We start from the raw sequence: 21,132 nt of genomic DNA on the forward strand, positions 1-21,132 counted from the left end.
CTTCGGCAGCAGTGGGACCCCATTTATGAACCAAGCCAGTGAAAGCGAAATTGTTATACGTCGCTTGTATCAAATCACCAATGATTACCGGAAGGGCTTCGATATTCAGATCGCTCAGCTGCTTATCATGGGGCTTGAACGCTTCAACCTTGATATCGGTATTTTATCTAAAGTCGAGGGTAATACTTACTTAGTTGAACACTCTGTCACACCTGAAGGGGTTGATCTCAATAGTGGCGATATCTTCGATTATCGTTCAACCTATTGTGAAATTACCTGTAAATCGATTGGTCCTATCTGTATAGAGCATTGTGGCAAACACGATAAGTATGCGACGCATCCCGCTTACCAGTCTTTTGGTTTAGAGTCTTATATTGGTATCCCGATTTTCGTTAATGATGAGCTTTATGGCACCTTAAACTTTTCAAGCCCAGCTCCCTATCATCGCGAGTTTAAAGAGTTCGATATCGACGTTATGCGATTAATGGCCTCATGGATCGAAGTGGAACTGGTTAGAAGACAGCAAGAACGAAAACTCAAAGAGCTGAATGAGAAGTTAGAGTACCAAGCTATGTACGATCCTCTGACCCATTTGCCAAATAGACGTTGCTTGTTCAAAACGTTGAATGCAGAAGTGGAGCAGTTAAAAGGCTCTCTAGGTAAAGGGACACTAGCCGTCGTAGACATCGATTTCTTTAAGGTCGTTAATGACACTTACGGTCACCAAATGGGTGACGTTGTTTTAAAGAAAGTGGCAAACGTTCTGCGCAATAATATTCAAGATGGAGAGTTTGTAGCTCGCTTTGGTGGTGAAGAGTTCATTCTTTGGTATCCAAATAGTACACCAAGTGGTGTTGAAGATAAGTTCATGACTCTTTTACAAGAAATGAAGAAAATCACACTAGATAGTAAGCCTATCACCATATCAATTGGTGCGTGTCATTTTGAGTTGAGCACTGGAGATAGCAAAGGGGAGAGAATGTCGGCATTAGACTCGCTAATCAAAGTTGCCGATGAATGCCTGTACATTGCTAAACAAAATGGACGAGATCAGTTTATATCTCGCCCATATCATCAAGAACACTCAGACTCGTAAGTTGAAGCTGTCAGCTCTTAAAGCTCAAAGGTTAGTTCTTAACTGAATAGATAAGGGAACAACTTACGACGCTCTTCGGGTGTTAAAGATTCAACTCTCGCGATGTTGGTATCAGGAATCGTTTCAGGGTTGGGGTAGTGCTTCAACACTTTTTCCATACTCGCTTCACGAATCAAATGGTAAACCGGATACGGAGAGCGGTTAGTAAGATTTTCATCGTCTTCTGGATCCGCACCACCAAAGCAATAGTCTGGGTGGAACGTCGCTACTTGATAAACGCCTTCCCAGTCTTCCTGCTTAATCAGCGCTTCAATCCAATCAATGAACATGTTGTAGTCGAAGAAATCTTGCAGCATGTTAGGCACAACCACCAACGTCGTCTCTAATTCTGCGACTGGCGTGTTATCTAATTCTACAAAGTGCGTCATGATGTCTTCTAGTAACGCTTCTTCCGTTTTCGCTTCACTCACAAAGATCTTAATCTGTTTATTACGTTGTGGCTTAGCTGCAAATGGACACAGGTTTAGGCCAATAACGACATCGTCTAACCACTGTTTTACTTGGTCATGGATGGTTTGAAGATCTGAGCTTTGAGTGTTCGACATAACAGGTTCCGAAATGAAATTTTGCGTAGGATATCAGAACGGACGTTAATCAAAAGCACTAATTCAATCAGACAACTTGTGTTACTTAAGCTTCAGCTAGCTTCGAGGTTGATCCTTGAAGTTGTTTTAACTGGTAGACCCAAGCAAATATCGCAACATAGAAGATAGAACAACCGGCGATAACACCATCCCAACCGAACAACTGCCAACAATACAGGAGTAAGAAACCACCCAAGCTCCCGCCTATGTAATAGTGAACTAAGTAAAGTGCCGCTGCTGTCGCTTTCGCGCTCGGTGCTTTTTGACTTACCCAAGAATAGGCTAGGGTATGGGCGAAGAAAGCTCCGCCACTGATCAATAACAACCCAGCGAGCATGAACGGGATCTTATCGACCGCAGAAACGAGCATTCCAACTAAGCTGATACACACCCCCATCAAGATTCCGCTCAACGGTTCAAAACGAAGTGTCCATTTGTTGGAGAGCTTAGAGCTTACCGTACCGGCCAAGTAACATAGGAATATCAGTGAAGCTAAGCCCACAGGCACTGAGTGAGGTTCGGATACCAACCTAAAGCCCATTACTGAATACAGGTTAACGAATAGCGCGAAGTTAGCGCCACCAATCAACATCGCGAGCCACAAGGTACGGTTTCTTAAGTGCATCACAAGCGAGCGGTTATGATGAAAGAACAACCCTTTTTGAGGTTTGAAGTTTTGTTGGTCAGGCAGACTATACGCAATATAGAGAGCGCCAAGCAAAGAGCCGACAACGAAAAACAGAACTGTTGCATGCCAGTCGAAATAGTCCGTAATCAAGCCACCCAATACACGACCGAAGATGCCACCTAATGAGTTAGCCGCAATATACCCACCAATCGCGATGGCGAATGCCTTAGGTGACAACTCTTCAACCATATAGGCAACAGCCACACCTGCAAATGCAGCGACTGCAATTCCCATGAATGCTCGAGCAATAACAAGCTGTAGTAGAGTGGTCGTGAACACCATGCTCAATCCAATCAAAGGAATAGCGAATAGACTGAACAAAATAATGGGTTTTCGGCCAAAGGTTTCAGATGCGATTGCCCAAGGCACCAAACTGATGGAAAGCCCAAGTGTTGTCGCGGCAAACAGCCAGTTGATTTGAGTTTCAGATACTTGGAAGTGCTCCGCCATGTGCGGCAAGATTGGCTGAAAGAGATAAAGGTTACAGAAAATGATAAACGAGCCAATCGCCAATGATTGGGTGATACGTTTGTATTGAGGACTGCCTTTATCAAACATTTACGTTGTGCCTGCGCGAGTAAGTAAGCTATTTGTGAACAAGTTATCAGCACAAGTGTGATTAAAGAAATATATTAAAAATATCACCTCTATATATTAAATATATCGCCATGCTTGAATCAAAACCTCTTCGTCATTTCTTAGCCGTCGCTCAGTTCGGTAACTTTACCCAAGCAGCCAAAGCGCTGCATATCGCGCAGCCTGCTTTGAGTATTTCCATTAAAAAACTAGAACAGACGCTTGAGTTGATTCTATTTCGTCGAGGCGATAAATCCGTCACCTTAACGGAAGAGGGAAAGGTACTGTTCGAGCATGCCAAGCGAATCGCCCAGCAGTTCAATGATGCTCAGCTCGCAATGAATGAGCTAAAGGGACTAGAAAAGGGAGAGGTGCGATTAGGCGCTCCAAGCATGATGGGCAGTTACTTTTTCCCCCAAGTCGTGATGGCATTTAAAAGCCAATACCCAAACCTAAAACTGACGCTTATAGATGCTGGCACCGCATCGATTCGTGAAATGCTATTAAACGGCGAATTGGATATTGGGGTTATCAATCATGAAAATGTCCCAGATGATCTCGAAACCGATCACTTGTTGAGTTCCGAGATGCTAGCTGTTGTTGGTAAAGAACACCCATTAGCGTCACAACCATTCATTACCTTTGAAGAGTTTTTCGCTCAAGAACTGATTATGTTCAAGTCGGGGTATTTCCACCGTGATTTCATTGATGCGACCTGTAAAAAATACAATCTCGATATGACCATCGCCTTCGAAACCAACTTATTGCCAATGATTCTTTCTATAGTAAAACGAGAGTTTGCCATTACTGCGCTGCTGAGTTTGGTCACAGAATACGAAGAAGACGTCGTGGGGGTGCCATTTAAAGATCCTGTAAAACTCAATCTATCTTTGGCTTGGAGAAAGGAAGGGTATTTGTCGAAAGCCGATAGAACCTTTATTGATTTCGTTAAGCGGTATGTGTGATTGAGTAAGATTTAAATAAACAAAGCCCGAGCATCCTAGGTTGGACATTCGGGCTTTATTATATAGAAGTATTACTGGCTTAGAGCACTTAGGTACTCTTTGAGTTATACATTTTATCGAAGTTCTTCTGATTCCAGCCGACCATCACCTGGTCGCCGATTTTAAGTACGGGGATAGAGCGAGCCCCCATCGCTTGCAACTCTTTACGGCCACGCTGCATCTTTGCATTCGTTAGGCGGTAAACAATTTTCTTTGAATCCAAATAGCGCTGTGCATCTTTACAGTGCGGGCATTTGTCTGCGACGTACAATACAACACGTTTCATTTTTATAATCTCTTTTTGAGTCTAGCTCTTGGTGAATCTCGCTAAAGTGTAACGAATCCTAGGTGATTAGAAAAGTGTGATCAGTTACACTATGCGGCTCAATTTTCAAGACCACAACGTATTGTCGTGGTGTAACTTGTACGGTCTTTCAGCATGCATCCTTCTTTACGCTATATCCAAGGCTACCCGAAGCACATTCTCGACCCGGTAACTCAACTAGTTGAATCGGGAAAGTTGGTGCCGTGGTTCGAAGCTCGCTACCCAAAGAATCATGAAATAAAAAGCGAGAAAGCCCTGTTTGACTATGCGATTGAGATTAAAAATCGTTATATGAAAAAAACACCACCGATCAGTAAAGTGATTTATGACGGCAAGATACACCTAATCAATAATGCATTAGGTCTGCACTCTTACGTTGCGAAGAATCACGGTGGAAAGATCAAATCAAAGAATGAGATTCGTATCGCCAGTGTTTTTAAAAATGCGCCAGAACCTTTGCTGAGAATGTTGGTGGTACACGAACTGGCGCACATCAAAGAGAAAGAGCACGACAAAGCCTTTTACCAACTATGCTGTCACATGGAGCCGGAATATCATCAACTTGAGTTAGATGCCCGTTTATTCATGATGTATTTAGATTTAAAGAAGTAGCCCAATGAGCCAATCACAAAATAGAACGACGCTAAGCCTGTCGAAAAACAGTACCTCATCAGCAAAAACAAAAGACAATCAAGGTGATGTTAAGCCAAGTGCAGGTAAACCAAGCAGCGACAAGCGTATTTCTTCAAAGAACACATCGGATAAAAAACGAAAGAGTACAGTTTCAAAAGGCGCTAGTAACAACAAAGCAAAGCGACCTTTTGCAAAAGATAGCAAAGGTAAGCCGGGCGCGAATAAAGGGCCATCGAATAAGGCGTCTTTCAATAAAACTGCATTTAACAAGAATGCAGCACAGAAAAGACGTTCGGCAGAGAAGCCTCAAGGTGGATTGCACCCAAGAAACCAACACACAGGTCGCTACGACTTTGAGTTATTGGTTGCAGCGTTACCTGAGCTAAAAGAACACCTGATCAAGAACCCGGTGGGCGAAGACACCGTTAATTTCTCTGATCCATTGGCTGTTAAGTTACTTAACAAGGCTTTACTGGCGCATCACTATGGCGTTAAGCATTGGGATATTCCTGCTGGTTACTTGTGCCCACCAATTCCTGGCCGTGCAGATTATATCCACAGAGTGGCAGACATCTTAAATAGCGATGGACAAGGTGAACCTTATAATCATGCCTCTGTGAAAGCATTAGATATCGGTGTTGGTGCAAACTGTATTTACCCAATCATTGGCGCGACAGAGTATAAGTGGCGCTGTACGGGTACGGACGTCGATTCAGTCTCCATCAAAACAGCGAACTTCATTGCTGAAAGTAACCCTAATCTAAAAGGTAAGATCCGAGCTCGCCTGCAAGCGGACTCTGAATCTATCTTTAAGGGCGTGATTAAGGATAATGAACGTTACGATGTCACTATTTGTAACCCTCCATTCCATAGTTCTCTAGAAGAGGCGGAAAAGGGATCACAACGTAAATTGGATAACTTAGCGGCAAACCGAGCTAAGAAAGCGGGCAAGTCATTCAAGCCCGAGATGAATAAGAAGCCAGCCAAATCGATTAAGCAAGAGAAACCAACCTTAAACTTTGGTGGCCAAAAATCTGAACTTTGGTGTCCGGGTGGTGAAGCGGCTTTCATCATGAAGATGGCGAGAGAGAGCCAGCTTTTTGCTACTCAAGTATTGTGGTTTACGACATTGATCTCTAAGAAAGACAACGTTGATATGGTTCGTTCAGAGCTTGGCAAGCTGAGAGCTAAACAAGTAAAAGTGGTTGAGATGTCACAAGGCCAGAAGGTGAGTCGCTTTATCGCATGGACCTTTATGGACGACGAACAAAGACAAGAGTGGATTGCGCTTAAATAACAGACTGTACTTAGTTAAGATATTAAGCTGAAATTACGAACGGGCTTGTTGTTAACGCAACAAGCCCGTTTTTTGTGTTTTTCATATGCGCTAAGCAGAAAGTAACTCATCTAACTTACTCTGATATTTCTTCTCTAGAGCACTGTTACCTGCTTTGTTTTCGAGATCGACCAAGATTTTAAGCGATGGAATTTGGTAGCCATAACGCTGGTGGAATTTGAATAAACGAAGCCTAGCGTCGTTGTAATCGGCGTCACTCACTTCAATTTTTGATAGCTGTAGTATCGATTTTACGCGATTTGGATCGTGGTCAATCGCTCGTGTGAAGTAGTATTTTGCTTGGTCGGTATTACCAGCCTTAAACGCGCAGAATGCCGCATTCTCATAACTTGCAGAGACAAGGTAGTAGTAGGGTTGGTCAATAGCGCGATTGAAATATTTATCAGCTTGCTCGTATTCGCCTTGTTTACACAAGAACGTACCGTAGTTATTCAATACATTGCCGTTTCTTGAATCTAGACTGAGTGCTTTGCGGTAAGTCGTTCTTGCTTCATCTACTTCGCCAACTTGCTCGTAATAATGTGCCATCGAAAGTTGGGCGCGGTAATAGCTAGGAGCGTGTTTGATAGCGAGCTCTAGATTTTCACGTGCCTTGACCATATTACCTTGTCCCATGTAACCCAAACCCAATTCAATACGTGATTGAGACATCGCAATTGGATCACTTGCCATTTTTGGTGGACCTTCGGTTACAGAAACACAACCTACCAAAGAAAGAGAGGCGAGTAGCGTGAGTTGAGAGAACAGAGTGGATTTTGGTAATAGCGACTTGTTAGGCATGTGCAGCTCCTTTTGAACACAAACCTATGATATAAAATCGAACACACTTAAGTGTTATGTCGATTATGGAATGCGACTCAAACACCATAAAAAAAGCCGTCTCCCATTTGGTGTTTTATCAACAACCTATGGAGCACGGCTTAATTGTTCTTTATCTGGATAGCCAACTGTATAAATTGCTTGTTAGCTTGTTAGCTTGTTAGCTTGTTAGCTTGTTAGCTTGTTAGCTTGTTAGCTTATTAGCTTATTAGCTTATTAGTTCATTGGCAAATAGGCATATTGGCTAAATGCCTAGTTGCTTTTTATGTAGATGACTTATCGCTTAGTCGTCCTTGGTGAAGTTGTCTTCGCTGAAGTGATCCAGATCGTAAGGCGTTTGTTGGTAAACACAGTAGTTTAGCCAGTTTGAAAACAATAAGTGTCCATGACTACGCCAACTTGCTACAGGCTTGTTGTCTGGATTGTTGTTCGGGTAGTAGTTGATTGGTATCACAGGCTCCATGCCTTCACCCAAATCACGAATGTATTCGTTGTGAAGTGTATGCGCATCGTATTCAGGGTGACCGGTTACAAACACGTTTCGCTTATCTTTGGTTGCCGCTAGATATACGCCCGCCACATCAGAAGTCGCAAGAACATCAAGGTCGGTATGCTCGGCTAAGTATTCCTGAGAGAAATCAGCATAGCGAGAGTGCGGTGCCAAGAAGGTATCGTCGAAGCCACGTAAGATTGGGTGGTACGGGTTATGTATCTCGTGGTTGTAAACTCCAGAAAGCTTATCTTTACGAGTTCGTTTTGGCAAATCATACAAGAGCTTTAAGCCAGCTTGAGCTGCCCAACACACATACAAGGTTGAGGTCACATGCTTGTTTGCCCATTCCATGATGGTTTTTAGATGATCCCAGTAGATAACGTCTTCAAATTGAACCAAGCCAAGTGGCGCACCTGTGATGATCAATCCATCAAAATTTCTCCCTTTGACCATTTCAAATTGACGGTAGAAGTTATCAAGGTGTTCTGTCGGCGTGTTTTTACTTGGTCGGTCATCAATACGCAACAGCTCTACATCGACTTGCAATGGGCTGTTGGATAGTAGGCGCAAGAATTGAGTTTCAGTTTCAATCTTCTTTGGCATTAGGTTGAGGATCAAGACTCGAAGTGGACGAATTTCCTGTGTCGATGCTCTTGATAACGGCATAATAAAGATGTTTTCTTCACGAAGAACATCAGATGCTGGCAATTGGTCTGGAATGCGAATAGGCAAAGCTTGCTCCCTAAGCTAGATATGTAGACGTCTATACATCTAAATCTATAGTAGTTTGATACGCTTGTCGATATACAAAATGGATAGTTGTAAATTATTTGTGTTTGCTATCAGAAGTCATCCACCAGCGTCGAGGGGAGTCTCATTGTATTCAGTGATTATCTGAGTCGAGTATAAGGACTCGGTTTTCGGATGTTGAGCAACGGCAGTTATCAGAGAAACTCGTCACTATTTAAGATAAACTCATGTTTTAAAATTAGCTTGTAAAGTGACAGATGAAGTTAATACTCATTCGAGGGTTGCCCGGTTCTGGCAAGTCAACAAAAGCAAAAACCTACGATGCATTGCATGTCGAAGCGGATATGTATTACGTGAATGAGCAAGGCGACTATCATTTTGACCCAAGGCAGTTGCAGCAAGCGCATGAGTGGTGTCAGAACACTGCAGAAGACGGCTTGAAGCAAGGGTTAGACGTTGTAGTGTCGAATACTTTTATTAAGCAGTGGGAAATGAAAGCCTACCGCCAACTCGCACTCAAATATAAAGCGGATTTGGTTATAGAAGTGTGCCGAGAGCAATATGGCAGCATTCACGACATTGAACCGTCGGTGATTAAGCGCATGGCAAAAGATTGGCAAGAATAGCCTCGTTCTTCCTCTACTTACGTGGCTGAATGGTAGCTAGAATTAAATTAATAGAACAACTCCAAGGTAACGATTGAAATGGCAAAGCGCTCTGTTGTGGTCGACATGACATCTTACGGCATCTATACGACGTGGGATTCTAAATCTAAAGACCTTCCAAAAATCCAAGAGTTCACCACTACCGTTGATGCTGAAATCGATGTGGAATTTGGCTATATCTTGAATATCAAGAAAGCCAAAGGCGAAAAGATCCGCTACTGCATCTATCACCCGAATATCACTACAGATAAAGGCGAAGTGCTCGAACCGTTCGATGGTGAAGAGCATGTCGGTAACAACGACTGGGATTTCTACTTAGGCGACACCATCTGGGCGCCAGTCTCGAACAAGCTAGGCAAGTGGCGCATGACCGTGGAGTTAAAAGGCAACATCATTGCTGATAAGACATTCGACCTTGTTGCAAAAGATGAAGGCCAATTCTGGAAGCGTAGGGGGTTTTAAGCTTAATCTTCTAGCTAAACTCAGACTACAAAAAAGCCGAGTCACGGATCATTCGTGAACTCGGCTTTTTGACATTAACTAGATGGCATTTTCTATTTCGTCAACGAGTAAGATTGTCTAGTTAACAAATAAGACAGGCTAGTTAACCAGTAAGACTATTGAGTCACGTAAGCCACAACAAACTCAGTGATTGCGACCATGTCTTTCACTGCAATGTACTCTTCAGTGGTGTGAACTTTCGCCATACCAGTAGAAAGGTTAACTGTTGTTAGGCCTTTCGCGTTGAAGTTGTTTGCATCGCTACCGCCGCCAGTGCGTTTAGTGTTCGCTGTTACGCCAAGCTTCTCGAATGCGGACTTGATAGAAAGAATGTGCGGGTGATCGTCTGCGATAACGAATGCATCGTAAGCACGAGTCGATTCGATTTCTACTTCAGCGCCAAACTGTTTTGCACTCTCTTGGAATGTCGAGATCATGTGCTCAACTTGAGCTGTTAGCTTTTCTCCGTTTAGAGAGCGAGCTTCAGCCACGACTTTAAGTTCTGGCATTACGATGTTAGTCGCTTGACCACCTTCAACAATACCGACGTTTGCTGTAGTTTCTTCATCGATACGAAGTAGATTCATCTTAGTGATCGCGTCTGCTGCCACTTGAATGGCACTGATGCCTTCTTCTGGCGCTAAACCCGCGTGAGCAGGGCGACCTTTGATGTTAGCAACAATCTTCTGTTGGCCAGGTGCTGCATTGACGATAGTGCCAATTGGGCCGCCTGTATCTAGTACGATAGCGTGCTCAGACTGAATGTAAGACATATCGAAGTTCAAAGAGCCGAACAGACCGCCTTCTTCGAATACAGTAAACGCAATCTCGATAGTTTTGTGCTCTTGGCCTTCAGCTTTGATGCAACGAACCGCTTCCATGATAGCTGCGATACCAGACTTGTCGTCGCCACCGAGAATTGTGTTGCCTTTTGAACGGATGATACCGTCTTCGATGATTGGCTCAATGCCGATACCTGGCGTTACTGTGTCCATGTGGCAGCTGAACACTGTGCTACCTGGAAGAGTGCCATCTAGACGAGCGTAGATGTTGAAACCGTTAGACACTTCTTCAGGAACCGCCAGTTTGTGAACTTCAAAACCCAGTTCACCGAGTTGCTCAGCCAAAGCTTCAGCAATCGCTTTTTCGTTACGAGATTCACTATCAATTTTCACTAGATCGCAGAAATGTTCTACGAGACGTTGTTCATTAATTTGGGTCATTGTTAATTCTCATTTTGCTCCGTTGTTTCTAAAGAAGTCACGGAGGCTGGAACAGGAAAATTACTATAACGCTTTTTTACAGAATCATTGCCTGAGTTAAATCAAGAAAATTATCTGATTATTCTAATTTATGAGAAAAATACTACGCGGATCGACCCATGTGCAGGATTTAAATCTCCATATGTGTCGGGTACAATGTGAAACCGCTTAAGGTAACCGTCGATTAAATTGGTATGCAATCAGTAATGGCACTTATAAATGAATAACAACAGAGTGTTAGGCTCATTTTTTCTCGTCGTACTGATCAGTGTTGTACTAGGATTGTATTTACTCTATCCAACTTATGACGACGATTTACAGACTATTCGACCAGAAACCCCAGGCGCGTACAGTCCCGAAAAAGAGTTATCAGCGACTCAATATGGCGCTGAACTCATTGAAATCCTTAATGTGTCTCGCGGTGATCCAAAGCTTGCCTCCCAAAAGCTTGAAACCTTAAAAGCAACGAGCCCTACGCAACATAAAGCCATCTATCGTGGTTATGAACTAATGATTTTATCGAATCTCGCACAGCATGATCTCGATAAACAGGCTGTGTCTGAATACACACGACAGATCAAGGCATTAGCACAGCGTGAAGATATGGGGTGGTTAAAGGCGCAATCTTTAGTTGAACTAGCGATTGAGCAGATGAGTCAAGGTGAATTAGTAGAGGCTGAATCTCAAGTTAAAGCAGCCATAAGTATCGCTGAATCAATCCAGTATGAAGAACTGTTGATAAAAGCCTACAACACTGTGGGGTCGATCAAAAACATCCAAAATGATTTTTCCGAAGCTCAGTATTTTTTTCATAAGGGCTTAAATCTTGGCAAGAAATACCCACGGCATATCTATAACAGTAAGTTGATGTCGAATATGGCATTGCTTTATATCTATCTGGAAGATTGGCCGAAAGCACTCAAACTTATCGAACAGGCCAAAAAACTCTATATCAAAAGTGGACTACGCGATGGTTCAACCATCGGTGTGTTATATGTTAATGAATCATTTGCTTATCTACGCAGTGGCGACTTAGTAAAAGGTCGAGAGGCTTATAAAAGTGCCACCAAATTTAATGATGATAGCGTAAGTGAAAGGTACAAAATCCTTCTTCTAAAAGCTCAGAGTGAAGTACTGCTAGCAGAAAAGAACTTTGAGTTAGCAAGGAAAGTAACAAACCAATGTATTGGTTACCCGGGTGTTGCAAAGTACACACTCCAACTGGGTCAGTGTTACTTAAACAGAGCTTTAGCAAATATCGGTTTGAACCAAGATAACTTTGTTTTCTTTGATCTAAAACGTTCGTCTACGATGTTTGATATTGTTGGCAGCCGCAGTTGGAAGGTGCTTGGTTTCAAAGCGCTTGCAGAATACTATGAATCTAAAGGCAACAGTGAAATTGGACTTCGGTATTTCAAGCTTTATTACAAGGGCAACAAAGCGCTGTTATTTGAAAAGCGTCAGAGTGATATCTTTTTATTAGAACAAGACTTTGCTACGGCTTCATTAGCGAAAGAGAATGAACTGCTTAATGCAGAAAAAGAGCTCGCAGAGATGACGCTAGATAAACAGAGCTTAAAAGACCGCATTGTTGTCGTACTCGGTGTTATGGTCATCATAAGCTTTGCTGTACTTCTGGTAAGGTTATGCACTATGCATAAGACCAACAAAGAGTTGGTTAAGCAATCGACGAGATGTGAGTTGACAGGTTTATTCAATAGACGCTATCTGGAACAATTGTTAACTCAGCCAATGCCATACCGTTTGTCGCCGTTCGGGTATACGCTTGCTATTTTGGACTTAGATCAATTTAAACGAGTCAATGATACATACGGCCATGATATTGGGGACCAAGTTTTGGTAGAGGTTGCTAAGCGTATAGAGCGAGCGCTATCAACAAACGATGTGTTGGCTCGATGGGGTGGGGAAGAATTCGTTTTACTGCTTGCTGGCACTCAAGACCCAGACGAACAGTTGGAAATGATAAGGCAAACAATCGCTGATCAAACGATAGAAACGTATTCCGGTCCGTTAGCGTTAACTACATCAATTGGTGCGACCATTCATTTAACGTATCAAGAATTAAATAGCAGTACCTACAAACAGCATTTGAAATCAGCAGATGACGCTTTATATCAAGCAAAACAATCAGGGCGCAACCAGGTGGTCATTGCTTAGCGAAAAATACAGCTTAGTGCGAAAATCAGCTTAAATGAACCTGTAATTTAAATACTTGGCAGCCTCATCTGAATCATTCCCCTTAGGCAGAAGCGTTTAAATTTAATCGAGTAAAAGAACCTAAAGCAACCATTCAACTAAGCAACTAAGCAACTAAGCAACTAAGGGTGTTATCAACTCCTATTCGCTTAGTTTTTATATTATTTATTAAGAGTATTACTTAGCGATACTTTCCAACATTTCAACCAGTTCACTCTCTGTTGCTGGTTCACGAGCGAGCTCAATGACTGCTGAAGCGCCGCCTTTTAACATATAAGCTTGAGTTCCACAGTGGTCATAATGGAACCATTTACCATCGACACACACATCGGTATAACATCTTGGGTCTTGTTTGAGTTCCATAGTCATTTCCTTATTAACATTTGTCTAACGTTTTTCATGCTAATTGGTCACAACTTGGTGCGATTTGATCTGAATCAATTTAATATGTAATTGATGATTTGATTATTAAATAGGAGATGTGCGTCTTGAACTGTCGAAGCCGATAAAGAGACAGCCTCTGGCGATTAAAGCGTTCAAAGGTCATGATTCCAATTCGCAGCTCTGCTTCTTTTGCTTGCCACGTGACGCTTTTCTACATACGCTAACCACTCTCTTAATCCCTATACAAATGTGATTGTGTTGGAAAATGACTAATATCTTTATCGTTGTAATTGTTCTGGTTGTGTTCTTTTACTTTATTCAAAACTATCTAGTAAAAAATGATGACACCAAAGATCATGCTTATCAAAAGAAAGGCTCGTTAATGTCGGCGCAACAAGCGACCTTCTATAACGCACTCAAATCCGCGGTGGGTAACCATGGGGAAGTATTTGCTAAAGTGAGCATGTCTAACATTGTTGTCCCCGCAAAGGCGCACAATAAAAAGAATTGGTTTATTGCGAACAACAAAATATCACGCAGTTATTTTGACTTTGTAGTGTGCGACCCGCGAACGTTAGAGCCACGTGTAATCATCGAATTGGATAATGGAAAAGAGCTGAATAAAGGAAAGGTTGATCGCGAGAAGCTATTGATGCACGTTTGTAAATCGGCTGGCCTTCCACTTATTGGCGCTTCAATTAAGCACAGTTATCAAGTGAGCCGTTTGAAGAGGTTACTGGCAGCACACATCGATTTGATTGAGCCATCTAAAGAAGTTCGATTCTGTAAGAAATGTAGCAGCCCTATGATCATCAAACTCGCAAGCCATGGCGATTATAAAGGCCGACGTTTCTTTACTTGTAGTCGTCAACCTAACTGTACTTATACCGAGAACTACAACGTCGTGTTCGACATGGATGAAGATTCTAACTAATACATTGCGCCAAAGTGCTCAGTAAAGGGAGAAAAGACACGAAGCATGCTGATGTCCGTAATTATCGAAGTTGAACTTAAATGTGATCTACTTCAAGCCATTGATCTGCTTTGTGTTTAAAATTTATTCTGATTGTTGCTTTTAAAAGCAAACGAACAGTTTTGTGCAAATTTATCCTTGCACGTATCCAAATCACTCGCTATTATCCATCTCGTTCTGAAGCGTTAGCCACTTAATAAAGCGGTTAGATAAGTTTCACAGCATTGCCCGCTTAGCTCAGTTGGTTAGAGTACTTGCATGACATGCAAGGTGTCACTGGTTCGAGTCCAGTAGCGGGCACCACATTATACGAAAGAGCCCACCTAGTGTGGGCTTTTTTGTGTCTGTAATTCCTCGTTGTATCAAGCTCTTAGTCATATTTTGGCTTCAAGAGAACCCATAGCACGTTGTAAAGTTCACCATTATCCAATGAAATATAGTTAATCTAAGCAGCGATCTACGTCTAGTAAGAGATGTAATTAACAGTTTCGTGAATGTGTAGTTGACGTGATGACCGTTCAAAAAATAAGGTTGGCTTATTCGTATTGATGAATATTCTCATTTTTGAGTACAAATTCACGTTGGTAAGCTAGGTATGGAACTCACTTCGGTATTAAAAGAACTACAAGCTTTTGTGTATGCAGAACATGAAGCTAGCATGGAAAAACTTCTAGAAACTTGGAAGAAACCTTTAGAAGAAAAACTATTAAAAGGCGAAACTCAACGAATAGAGTCAGTAAGATGTTCCGGGTCTAATCATCTGGAAGTCGTATTGGGTGATAATGAATCACGTTTTAGAGAAGGCGACATGATTTGTTTGCATCTTGGTGACCCAAGTAACCATAAAGTGTTTGGTCAAGTAGCGATTGAAGCTGAAAACGATGGAGAGTGGTTGCTCAAAGTCAAAGTAGATCAAAGCTTACTTCCACAACTAAGTGAAGGATGTTATGCCGACCCTGCAGGCATGGACTTAAAACCGTTTTATGACAAAGCTTTGGCTGATGTAGCAACATCGAAAGTCGGCAGAGACGTATTGCTGCCTATGCTTTCCGGACATTTGAATACGGAAACGATTTATGACGAAGACTTTGATGACGCTGCCGATTATGCCGAATCTCGAGGATTAAATGAAAAACAGAGTGAAGCTGTTGGTATTGGTGTCGCATCTAAATACTTAGCGTGTATTCAAGGTCCTCCCGGAACGGGTAAAACAAAAGTTATTAGTATTATCGCCAAGCTTCTTGTAGAGGCAGGGCAGAGAGTTTTCATGACTTCTCATACCCACATGGCGATCAATAATGCACTCAATAAAATTGTAGAGGAAGGGGTTCCTGTTGCAAAAATTTGTGCGAGTGGCGGTAAGAAATCACTGAGCGACAAGGTTCAGCATTTTGAATACGCATCAAAATGGCAAGATATACCGGACACTGGGTATGTGATTGGTGCGACACCTTTTGCTACCTGTAGTGAGCGACTTGAAAGCTTTACATTTGACACCATCATTTTTGACGAAGCTAGCCAAATTACTGTTCCATTGGCGTTAATGGCAATGAGAAAAGGGTGTCGATTTGTATTCGTTGGGGATCATAAGCAGCTTCCTCCTGTGATACTTTCTCAATCCGTTCTTGAGGACAGTTCGGCTTTCTCTAAGATGATTATTGGCAATGAAAAGGTTTCGGTATTGTTAAGCCAAACTTATCGGATGTCTCCAGCCTTAACTGAATGGCCTAGTAACTGTTATTACAAGGGCGAATTAGAATCGAAAAGACCACCAACGCTGTCATCATTTTCTCTACCTAAAAAACCTCACAAGTATTCCGACGTCCTCTCTAGCGATCGACCTTCTGTATTTATCAAAACTCCAGGGGTCAATGCCCGAAGTGTGAATAGAAAAGAAGCGGCGTTAGTGGCCGATTTGATAACCGCGGCTGTTGAAGCGGGTCTATCTGCTGAAGAGATAGGTGTCGTTACACCGTTTCGGGGTCATGCCAAAGCTTTAAAGTCTTGCCTTCAGGATAAGTTGGGGATATTTGGATCAAAATTAGTGGTAACGGATACCGTGGAAAGGATGCAAGGCCAGGAGCGGGAAATGATTATAGTTTCATTTTGCTCCTCAGATCCGCAATACATTAGCGCTATTGCTGAATTCTTTTTCCAAGCGGAACGTCTCAATGTCGCCATTACTAGACCCCAGACTAAGTTGGTTATTGTAGGTCCCGAAATCCCAGAAGGCATGCTGCAACAGGTGGATGATCCTAAGGTGCGACAAAACATTGAAGATTATAAATCTCTGGTTCGTCACTGCTATAAGGTGGAAGTAGATTAATGGCACATATAGATACGATTACAGGCTTAGACCGCAAGCATCGACGTCATTTCAAAAAGGTATTCAATAAACTCAATGACGAATTTTTTATTCGTGAGTCATTATTAGAGTCTTTACAAGTTGCTCCTTGTATTATTGAGGGTCCTTGCAATAGTTGGGTGTTTGTTGGAGTCCATTCAGAGAAACCAGATAGTATTAGTCTTTCTAAATTGTTGAAGTTTAATGACTCGATGTTGACGTTAGGTTTAAAGCCTATTCAGTATCTAGCTGTCGTCGATAATATGATTGTGGAAGAAGAAAGTACTTTCCAAATTGACGGTTCTCTCCAAGTTAATACTTATCCCCAAGTGAATAGTTCTTTCTCTGATTATGTACAAATAATTGAGAACAAAACGTTTATTGAGCGTGGTGAAAAACTAATCCACGCCGCACTAACCGAGTTCACAATCGACTCACATTCACGAATCAAGCGCACGTTTTTTCCAGAGTCGGTTATTCCCGCGCAGTGTAGTACTCGTCGAGGAAAAGCCTCCGTAGACAATACCGCAAAGCTGCTCCCATTTTTTTTAGATTACGATCAAGAATTGGCTACTAGGCTAGATATGGTTGAGTCTGTCGATTCTGAAGAAGAAGGTCAGGAAGACATTTCAGTAAGGTTGATAAATGGGGTCGCTGGGAGTGGGAAAACTCTGATTTTAATTAATCGTGCCGTTTTGTATTGTAAAAAATACCCGGGAAAAAAGGTCCTTCTTGCGATACACAATAAGCCAGTGACGGAAGATATTAAATACAGGTTCGAAACTTGGCTTAAAGGCAAACCAGATAACCTTGAAATTGCTACCTTTCATTCATTTGCGCTAAAGCAGTACAGTAAAAGTCATCAGCGTGTTAAGCCAGTATTTGGCGATGCGAATATGAAAGAAGAAAAGAAGACCGTTTTAAGTGATAAAAATGAAGCTTACACGCAACTATCGTTAACAGATGAGCAGATTTGGTCCGAACTAGAGTACATCAATGACTATTTAATTAAAGACAAAGAAGAGTACTTGGAATTCGATCGACAGGGTCGTGGGTTTGCACTACAAAAAAGTCAGCGAGAACATATTTGGCAGCTATATGTTGATTTTTCTGCTCGATTGTCGTCGGTTAAGAAGTACCTACCGAGTTTATATATCAAGGAAGTGGCTCTATCAGACAAACCTCTTGAACAGTATGATCACATACTGCTTGATGAGGCTCAATTCTTCGCGCCATCTTGGTTACAGTTAATTAAACGCTCATTGACGCCGGGGGGACAATTATTTATTTGTGCTGATCCTAACCAAGGTTTCTTAAAAAGCCGTTTAAGCTGGAAGAGCGTAGGTTTGAATGTTCGAGGGCGCACTAAGCGTTTGAATCATTCTTACAGAACGACTTATGAAATAATGGTCGCAGCTAACGCTCTGCTCGATGATCTCGAAGGAAGCCCTGAAGATTACGTGAAGCCTGACTATGAAAAAATGGCAAGAGGACACAAACCTCAGATTATATATTCTCGAAATGCTCAAGATGAGAAAAAGAGGTTCCTGAACGAACTCGCAGTCCTGGTGCAGTCGGGAACAGTCGCTCTTCATCAGATCATGGTTTTATGCAGCCCAGAGTATAATCCATGGGCGCTAAAGCAAGACATTGAAAAACGAATTGGTTCTAACAAGGTCATTAACTACAACAACTCCAAAGAGTTAGCGGATAACGTAGGCAGCAAAGTTAGACTGCTTAATATCAATAGTTGCACGGGTATGGAGTCTGGTACGGTGTTTGTTCTTGGCTGTGGTCAAATAATTAACCAGCCTAAAAATCTAGAGTTGAGCGATTCGGAAAGGGAAGAAGTACTGCAAGAATCAATGCGAAAACTTTATGTAGCAATGACTAGGGCTGGGCAAAAGTTAGTTGTTTTCAGTACTGAAGAGTTTCCAGTTAGCGTTGAAAAACATATTGAAATTACGGGAGAAGTTACCCAAGTTTAGTTGCAATTTATTTATCATAAGTAACTCTTAATCAATGCAAAAAGTCGCATTTACGATACAATACCACGCAATAAATCTTGGCTCCGCTGTTCAGAGCCAAGTCCTACATTATTCGAGTAATTAAGAACATGGCAAAAGCACCCGCTAACAAGAAACCCGCCTCAAAAGCTAAGCCTACGTCAAAAGCTAAAAAAGCGACCAAAGGCTTTGAAGAGACCCTTTGGGATACCGCTAATCAGCTGCGTGGCAGCGTTGAGTCATCTGAATACAAACACGTGGTATTAAGCCTTGTGTTCTTAAAGTTCATCAGCGATAAGTTTGAAGCGCGCCGTCAGAAGATGATAGACGACGGGCAAGAAGCTTTTGTTGAGATGAAAGAGTTCTACCAACAAGACAATATCTTCTTTTTACCAGAAGATGCGCGCTGGTCATTTGTTAAAGCGCGCGCTAAGCAAGATGATATCGCTATCATTATCGATACCGCTCTATCAACCATCGAAAAAAACAACCCAAGCTTGAAAGACGCTCTGCCAGACAACTACTTCTCGCGTCAAGGTTTGGAAGTGAAAAAGCTGGCGTCACTTATCGACAGCATTGAAAACATCGATACGCTGGCGAACGAATGCGACATGAGCGAAGAGGACTTAGTCGGTCGTGTTTATGAATACTTCCTAGGTAAGTTTGCAGCAACCGAAGGCAAAGGTGGTGGCGAGTTCTATACGCCTAAGTCAGTGGTAACACTATTAGCTGAAATGCTAGAACCTTTCCAAGGCAAAATCTACGACCCGGCTTGTGGCTCGGGCGGTATGTTTGTTCAGTCTTTAAAGTTCATTAAAGAGCACGAAGGGCGCACCAAAGATATTGCTATTTATGGCCAAGAGCTGACCTCGACCACTTATAAACTGGCGAAGATGAACTTAGCCATTCGCGGTTTATCGGGCAACTTGGGTGAGCGTGCAGCCGATACCTTCTTTGCTGACCAGCATAAAGACTTAAAAGCCGATTACATTATGGCTAACCCACCGTTTAACCTTAAAGGTTGGCGTAATGAAGCCGAGTTAACCGATGATGCGCGCTTTGCTGGCTACCGTACACCGCCAACAGGTAATGCCAACTACGGTTGGATTTTGCACATGCTCTCGAAGCTAAGCGAAACAGGCACAGCAGGCTTTGTTTTGGCGAACGGCTCAATGAGTTCAAGCACGTCCGGTGAAGGTGAGATCCGTCAGCAGCTAATCGAGAACGATCGCGTTGAATGTATGATCGCTTTGCCGGGGCAGCTGTTCTTTACTACGCAGATCCCTGTGTGCATTTGGTTTATCACTAAAGACAAAACCGAAAATACCACCAAAGGTTTCCGTAACCGCCAAAAAGAGACTTTGTTTATTGATGCCCGTGAAATGGGCGCCATGATTAGCCGCACCAACAAAGAGTTGACTAAAGACGATATTGCGCTGATTGCTGACACTTACCATGCATGGCGCTGTGATGAAGCAGAACTTAAAGCGCGTATTGAACGTGGCGATGGCAAAGTAGAGAAGTATGAAGACAAAGCAGGTTTTAGCAAATCAGCGACCATTGCTGATATCAAGGCTAACGATTTTGTATTGACTCCGGGGCGCTATGTTGGCGCAGCTGACATAGAAGATGATGGCATTCCGTTTGAAACCAAGATGAGTGAGCTTTCACAAACCTTATACAGCCAAATGAATCAATCTCAAGAGCTGAATAAAGCGATTCGTCGTAACTTGGAGGTGTTGGGTTATGGGGAGTGAGTGGATACAGTCAGAGTTGGGTGATGTCATTGAACTCAAACGTGGATATGACCTTCCGAAAACAAAGCGAATTGATGGAAATGTACCTGTTATTTCTTCCTCTGGTCATTCCGGTTTTCACAATGAAGTGAAAATAAAATCGCCAGGTGTTGTAACTGGTCGATATGGCACGATTGGGCAGGTTTTTTATATAGAAGAAGATTTTTGGCCTTTAAATACAACGCTTTATGTAAAGGATTTTAAAGGGAATGATCCATTATTTATCTATTACTATTTGAAGACCGTATCTTATAAAGACTATACGGACAAAGGTGCTGTACCCGGGGTAAATAGGAATGATCTTCATAGGGCTAAAGTACTTTTACCCAAGTGTCCTAAATACCAGAATAAGCTAGCTATTCATTTACGAGATTTGGATAGAAAAATCACCCTCAACAACCAAATCAACCAAACCCTAGAGCAAATGGCACAAGCGCTGTTCAAATCTTGGTTTGTCGATTTTGATCCAGTTAAAGCTAAAATGAATGGTGCACAGCCAAAAGGGATGGATGCGCCTTTTCTTTTAAAAGAAGTTGCCTCGCTTTTCCCAGAAAAGCTTGTTGAGTCTGAGTTGGGTTTGATACCAGAAGGTTGGGAAG

General features: G+C 42.3%; 19 protein-coding genes and 1 tRNA gene. 13 read left to right on the forward strand and 7 right to left on the reverse strand.

Annotation, left to right across the window (positions count from 1 at the left end; genetic code table 11):
* Positions 1 to 25 precede the first annotated feature (25 nt).
* A complete protein-coding gene (locus tag ACED60_RS20090) occupies positions 26 to 1,096 on the forward strand; it encodes a diguanylate cyclase (RefSeq protein ID WP_371728311.1) in 1,071 nt (356 codons plus the stop codon).
* A gap of 38 nt (positions 1,097 to 1,134) precedes the next feature.
* On the opposite strand, the gene ACED60_RS20095 is transcribed toward ACED60_RS20090, so the two are convergent.
* The gene (locus tag ACED60_RS20095) at positions 1,135 to 1,701 is read right to left on the reverse strand and encodes a DUF1415 domain-containing protein (protein ID WP_012604112.1); all 567 of its coding nucleotides are present in this window, start codon (positions 1,699 to 1,701) and stop codon (positions 1,135 to 1,137) included.
* Between the two features lie 85 nt (positions 1,702 to 1,786).
* Positions 1,787 to 2,986, reverse strand: a complete 1,200-nt coding sequence (locus ACED60_RS20100; protein WP_371728312.1) for an MFS transporter — start codon at positions 2,984 to 2,986, stop codon at positions 1,787 to 1,789.
* Positions 2,987 to 3,096: 110 nt separating this feature from the next.
* On the opposite strand from ACED60_RS20100, the gene ACED60_RS20105 reads away from it, so the two are divergent.
* On the forward strand, positions 3,097 to 3,969 hold the full coding sequence (locus ACED60_RS20105; RefSeq protein ID WP_017104416.1) for a LysR family transcriptional regulator: 873 nt from the start codon (positions 3,097 to 3,099) through the stop codon (positions 3,967 to 3,969).
* An 88-nt stretch (positions 3,970 to 4,057) separates the two neighbouring features.
* Here the strand turns inward: ACED60_RS20105 and ACED60_RS20110 are convergent, their stop codons facing one another.
* A complete protein-coding gene (locus tag ACED60_RS20110; protein WP_012604109.1) occupies positions 4,058 to 4,294 on the reverse strand; it encodes a glutaredoxin family protein in 237 nt (78 codons plus the stop codon).
* A 153-nt stretch (positions 4,295 to 4,447) separates the two neighbouring features.
* On the opposite strand from ACED60_RS20110, the gene ACED60_RS20115 reads away from it, so the two are divergent.
* The gene (locus ACED60_RS20115; RefSeq protein ID WP_004734935.1) at positions 4,448 to 4,945 is read left to right on the forward strand and encodes a YgjP-like metallopeptidase domain-containing protein; all 498 of its coding nucleotides are present in this window, start codon (positions 4,448 to 4,450) and stop codon (positions 4,943 to 4,945) included.
* 4 nt (positions 4,946 to 4,949) lie between these two features.
* Entirely contained in the window at positions 4,950 to 6,263 is a 1,314-nt protein-coding gene (gene rlmF, locus ACED60_RS20120; RefSeq protein WP_371728313.1) for a 23S rRNA (adenine(1618)-N(6))-methyltransferase RlmF, read from the forward strand.
* Between the two features lie 90 nt (positions 6,264 to 6,353).
* Here rlmF and pilW read toward each other — a convergent pair whose 3' ends face one another.
* Together pilW and metA are read right to left on the reverse strand one after the other, a co-directional pair.
* Positions 6,354 to 7,103, reverse strand: coding sequence for a type IV pilus biogenesis/stability protein PilW (gene pilW / locus ACED60_RS20125; RefSeq protein WP_102248847.1), 750 nt, complete (start codon positions 7,101 to 7,103; stop codon positions 6,354 to 6,356).
* 322 nt (positions 7,104 to 7,425) lie between these two features.
* Positions 7,426 to 8,367 carry a homoserine O-succinyltransferase gene (gene metA, locus ACED60_RS20130; protein ID WP_012604106.1) on the reverse strand — a complete coding sequence of 314 codons (942 nt, stop codon included), beginning with the start codon at positions 8,365 to 8,367 and terminating at the stop codon, positions 7,426 to 7,428.
* A gap of 275 nt (positions 8,368 to 8,642) precedes the next feature.
* Here metA and ACED60_RS20135 point away from each other — a divergent pair, with 275 nt between their 5' ends.
* Both ACED60_RS20135 and ACED60_RS20140 read left to right on the forward strand, forming a co-directional pair.
* On the forward strand, positions 8,643 to 9,011 hold the full coding sequence (locus ACED60_RS20135; RefSeq protein ID WP_371728314.1) for an ATP-binding protein: 369 nt from the start codon (positions 8,643 to 8,645) through the stop codon (positions 9,009 to 9,011).
* A gap of 78 nt (positions 9,012 to 9,089) precedes the next feature.
* A complete protein-coding gene (locus ACED60_RS20140; RefSeq protein ID WP_371728315.1) occupies positions 9,090 to 9,512 on the forward strand; it encodes a DUF3859 domain-containing protein in 423 nt (140 codons plus the stop codon).
* A 155-nt stretch (positions 9,513 to 9,667) separates the two neighbouring features.
* Here ACED60_RS20140 and ACED60_RS20145 read toward each other — a convergent pair whose 3' ends face one another.
* Entirely contained in the window at positions 9,668 to 10,774 is a 1,107-nt protein-coding gene (locus ACED60_RS20145; protein WP_017065539.1) for a M20/M25/M40 family metallo-hydrolase, read from the reverse strand.
* A 258-nt stretch (positions 10,775 to 11,032) separates the two neighbouring features.
* Between ACED60_RS20145 and ACED60_RS20150 the strand changes: the two genes are divergently transcribed.
* Positions 11,033 to 12,991, forward strand: coding sequence for a tetratricopeptide repeat-containing diguanylate cyclase (locus ACED60_RS20150; RefSeq protein WP_012604103.1), 1,959 nt, complete (start codon positions 11,033 to 11,035; stop codon positions 12,989 to 12,991).
* 216 nt (positions 12,992 to 13,207) lie between these two features.
* On the opposite strand, the gene ACED60_RS20155 is transcribed toward ACED60_RS20150, so the two are convergent.
* Positions 13,208 to 13,393: a hypothetical protein gene (locus ACED60_RS20155; RefSeq protein WP_009846910.1), complete on the reverse strand. Its 186-nt coding sequence runs from the start codon at positions 13,391 to 13,393 to the stop codon at positions 13,208 to 13,210.
* A gap of 286 nt (positions 13,394 to 13,679) precedes the next feature.
* Between ACED60_RS20155 and ACED60_RS20160 the strand changes: the two genes are divergently transcribed.
* From ACED60_RS20160 to ACED60_RS20185, 6 genes are all read left to right on the forward strand, one after another.
* Entirely contained in the window at positions 13,680 to 14,348 is a 669-nt protein-coding gene (locus ACED60_RS20160; protein WP_009846909.1) for a DUF2726 domain-containing protein, read from the forward strand.
* A gap of 265 nt (positions 14,349 to 14,613) precedes the next feature.
* A tRNA-Val gene (locus ACED60_RS20165) sits at positions 14,614 to 14,690 on the forward strand.
* Positions 14,691 to 14,982: 292 nt separating this feature from the next.
* Positions 14,983 to 16,713 carry an ATP-binding protein gene (locus ACED60_RS20170; RefSeq protein WP_009846886.1) on the forward strand — a complete coding sequence of 577 codons (1,731 nt, stop codon included), beginning with the start codon at positions 14,983 to 14,985 and terminating at the stop codon, positions 16,711 to 16,713.
* A complete protein-coding gene (locus ACED60_RS20175; RefSeq protein WP_009846885.1) occupies positions 16,713 to 18,719 on the forward strand; it encodes a UvrD-helicase domain-containing protein in 2,007 nt (668 codons plus the stop codon). Before ACED60_RS20170 ends, ACED60_RS20175 begins: the two co-directional genes overlap by 1 nt.
* 128 nt (positions 18,720 to 18,847) lie before the next feature.
* Complete coding sequence (locus ACED60_RS20180) at positions 18,848 to 20,494, forward strand: class I SAM-dependent DNA methyltransferase (protein WP_017097456.1); 1,647 nt, start codon at positions 18,848 to 18,850, stop codon at positions 20,492 to 20,494.
* On the forward strand, positions 20,484 to 21,132 hold a 649-nt coding region (locus ACED60_RS20185), incomplete at its 3' end, for a restriction endonuclease subunit S (protein WP_371728316.1). The genes ACED60_RS20180 and ACED60_RS20185, both read left to right, overlap by 11 nt.

The organism is Vibrio sp. 1F279, from assembly GCF_041439815.1.
Lineage (GTDB): Bacteria > Pseudomonadota > Gammaproteobacteria > Enterobacterales > Vibrionaceae > Vibrio > Vibrio tasmaniensis_A.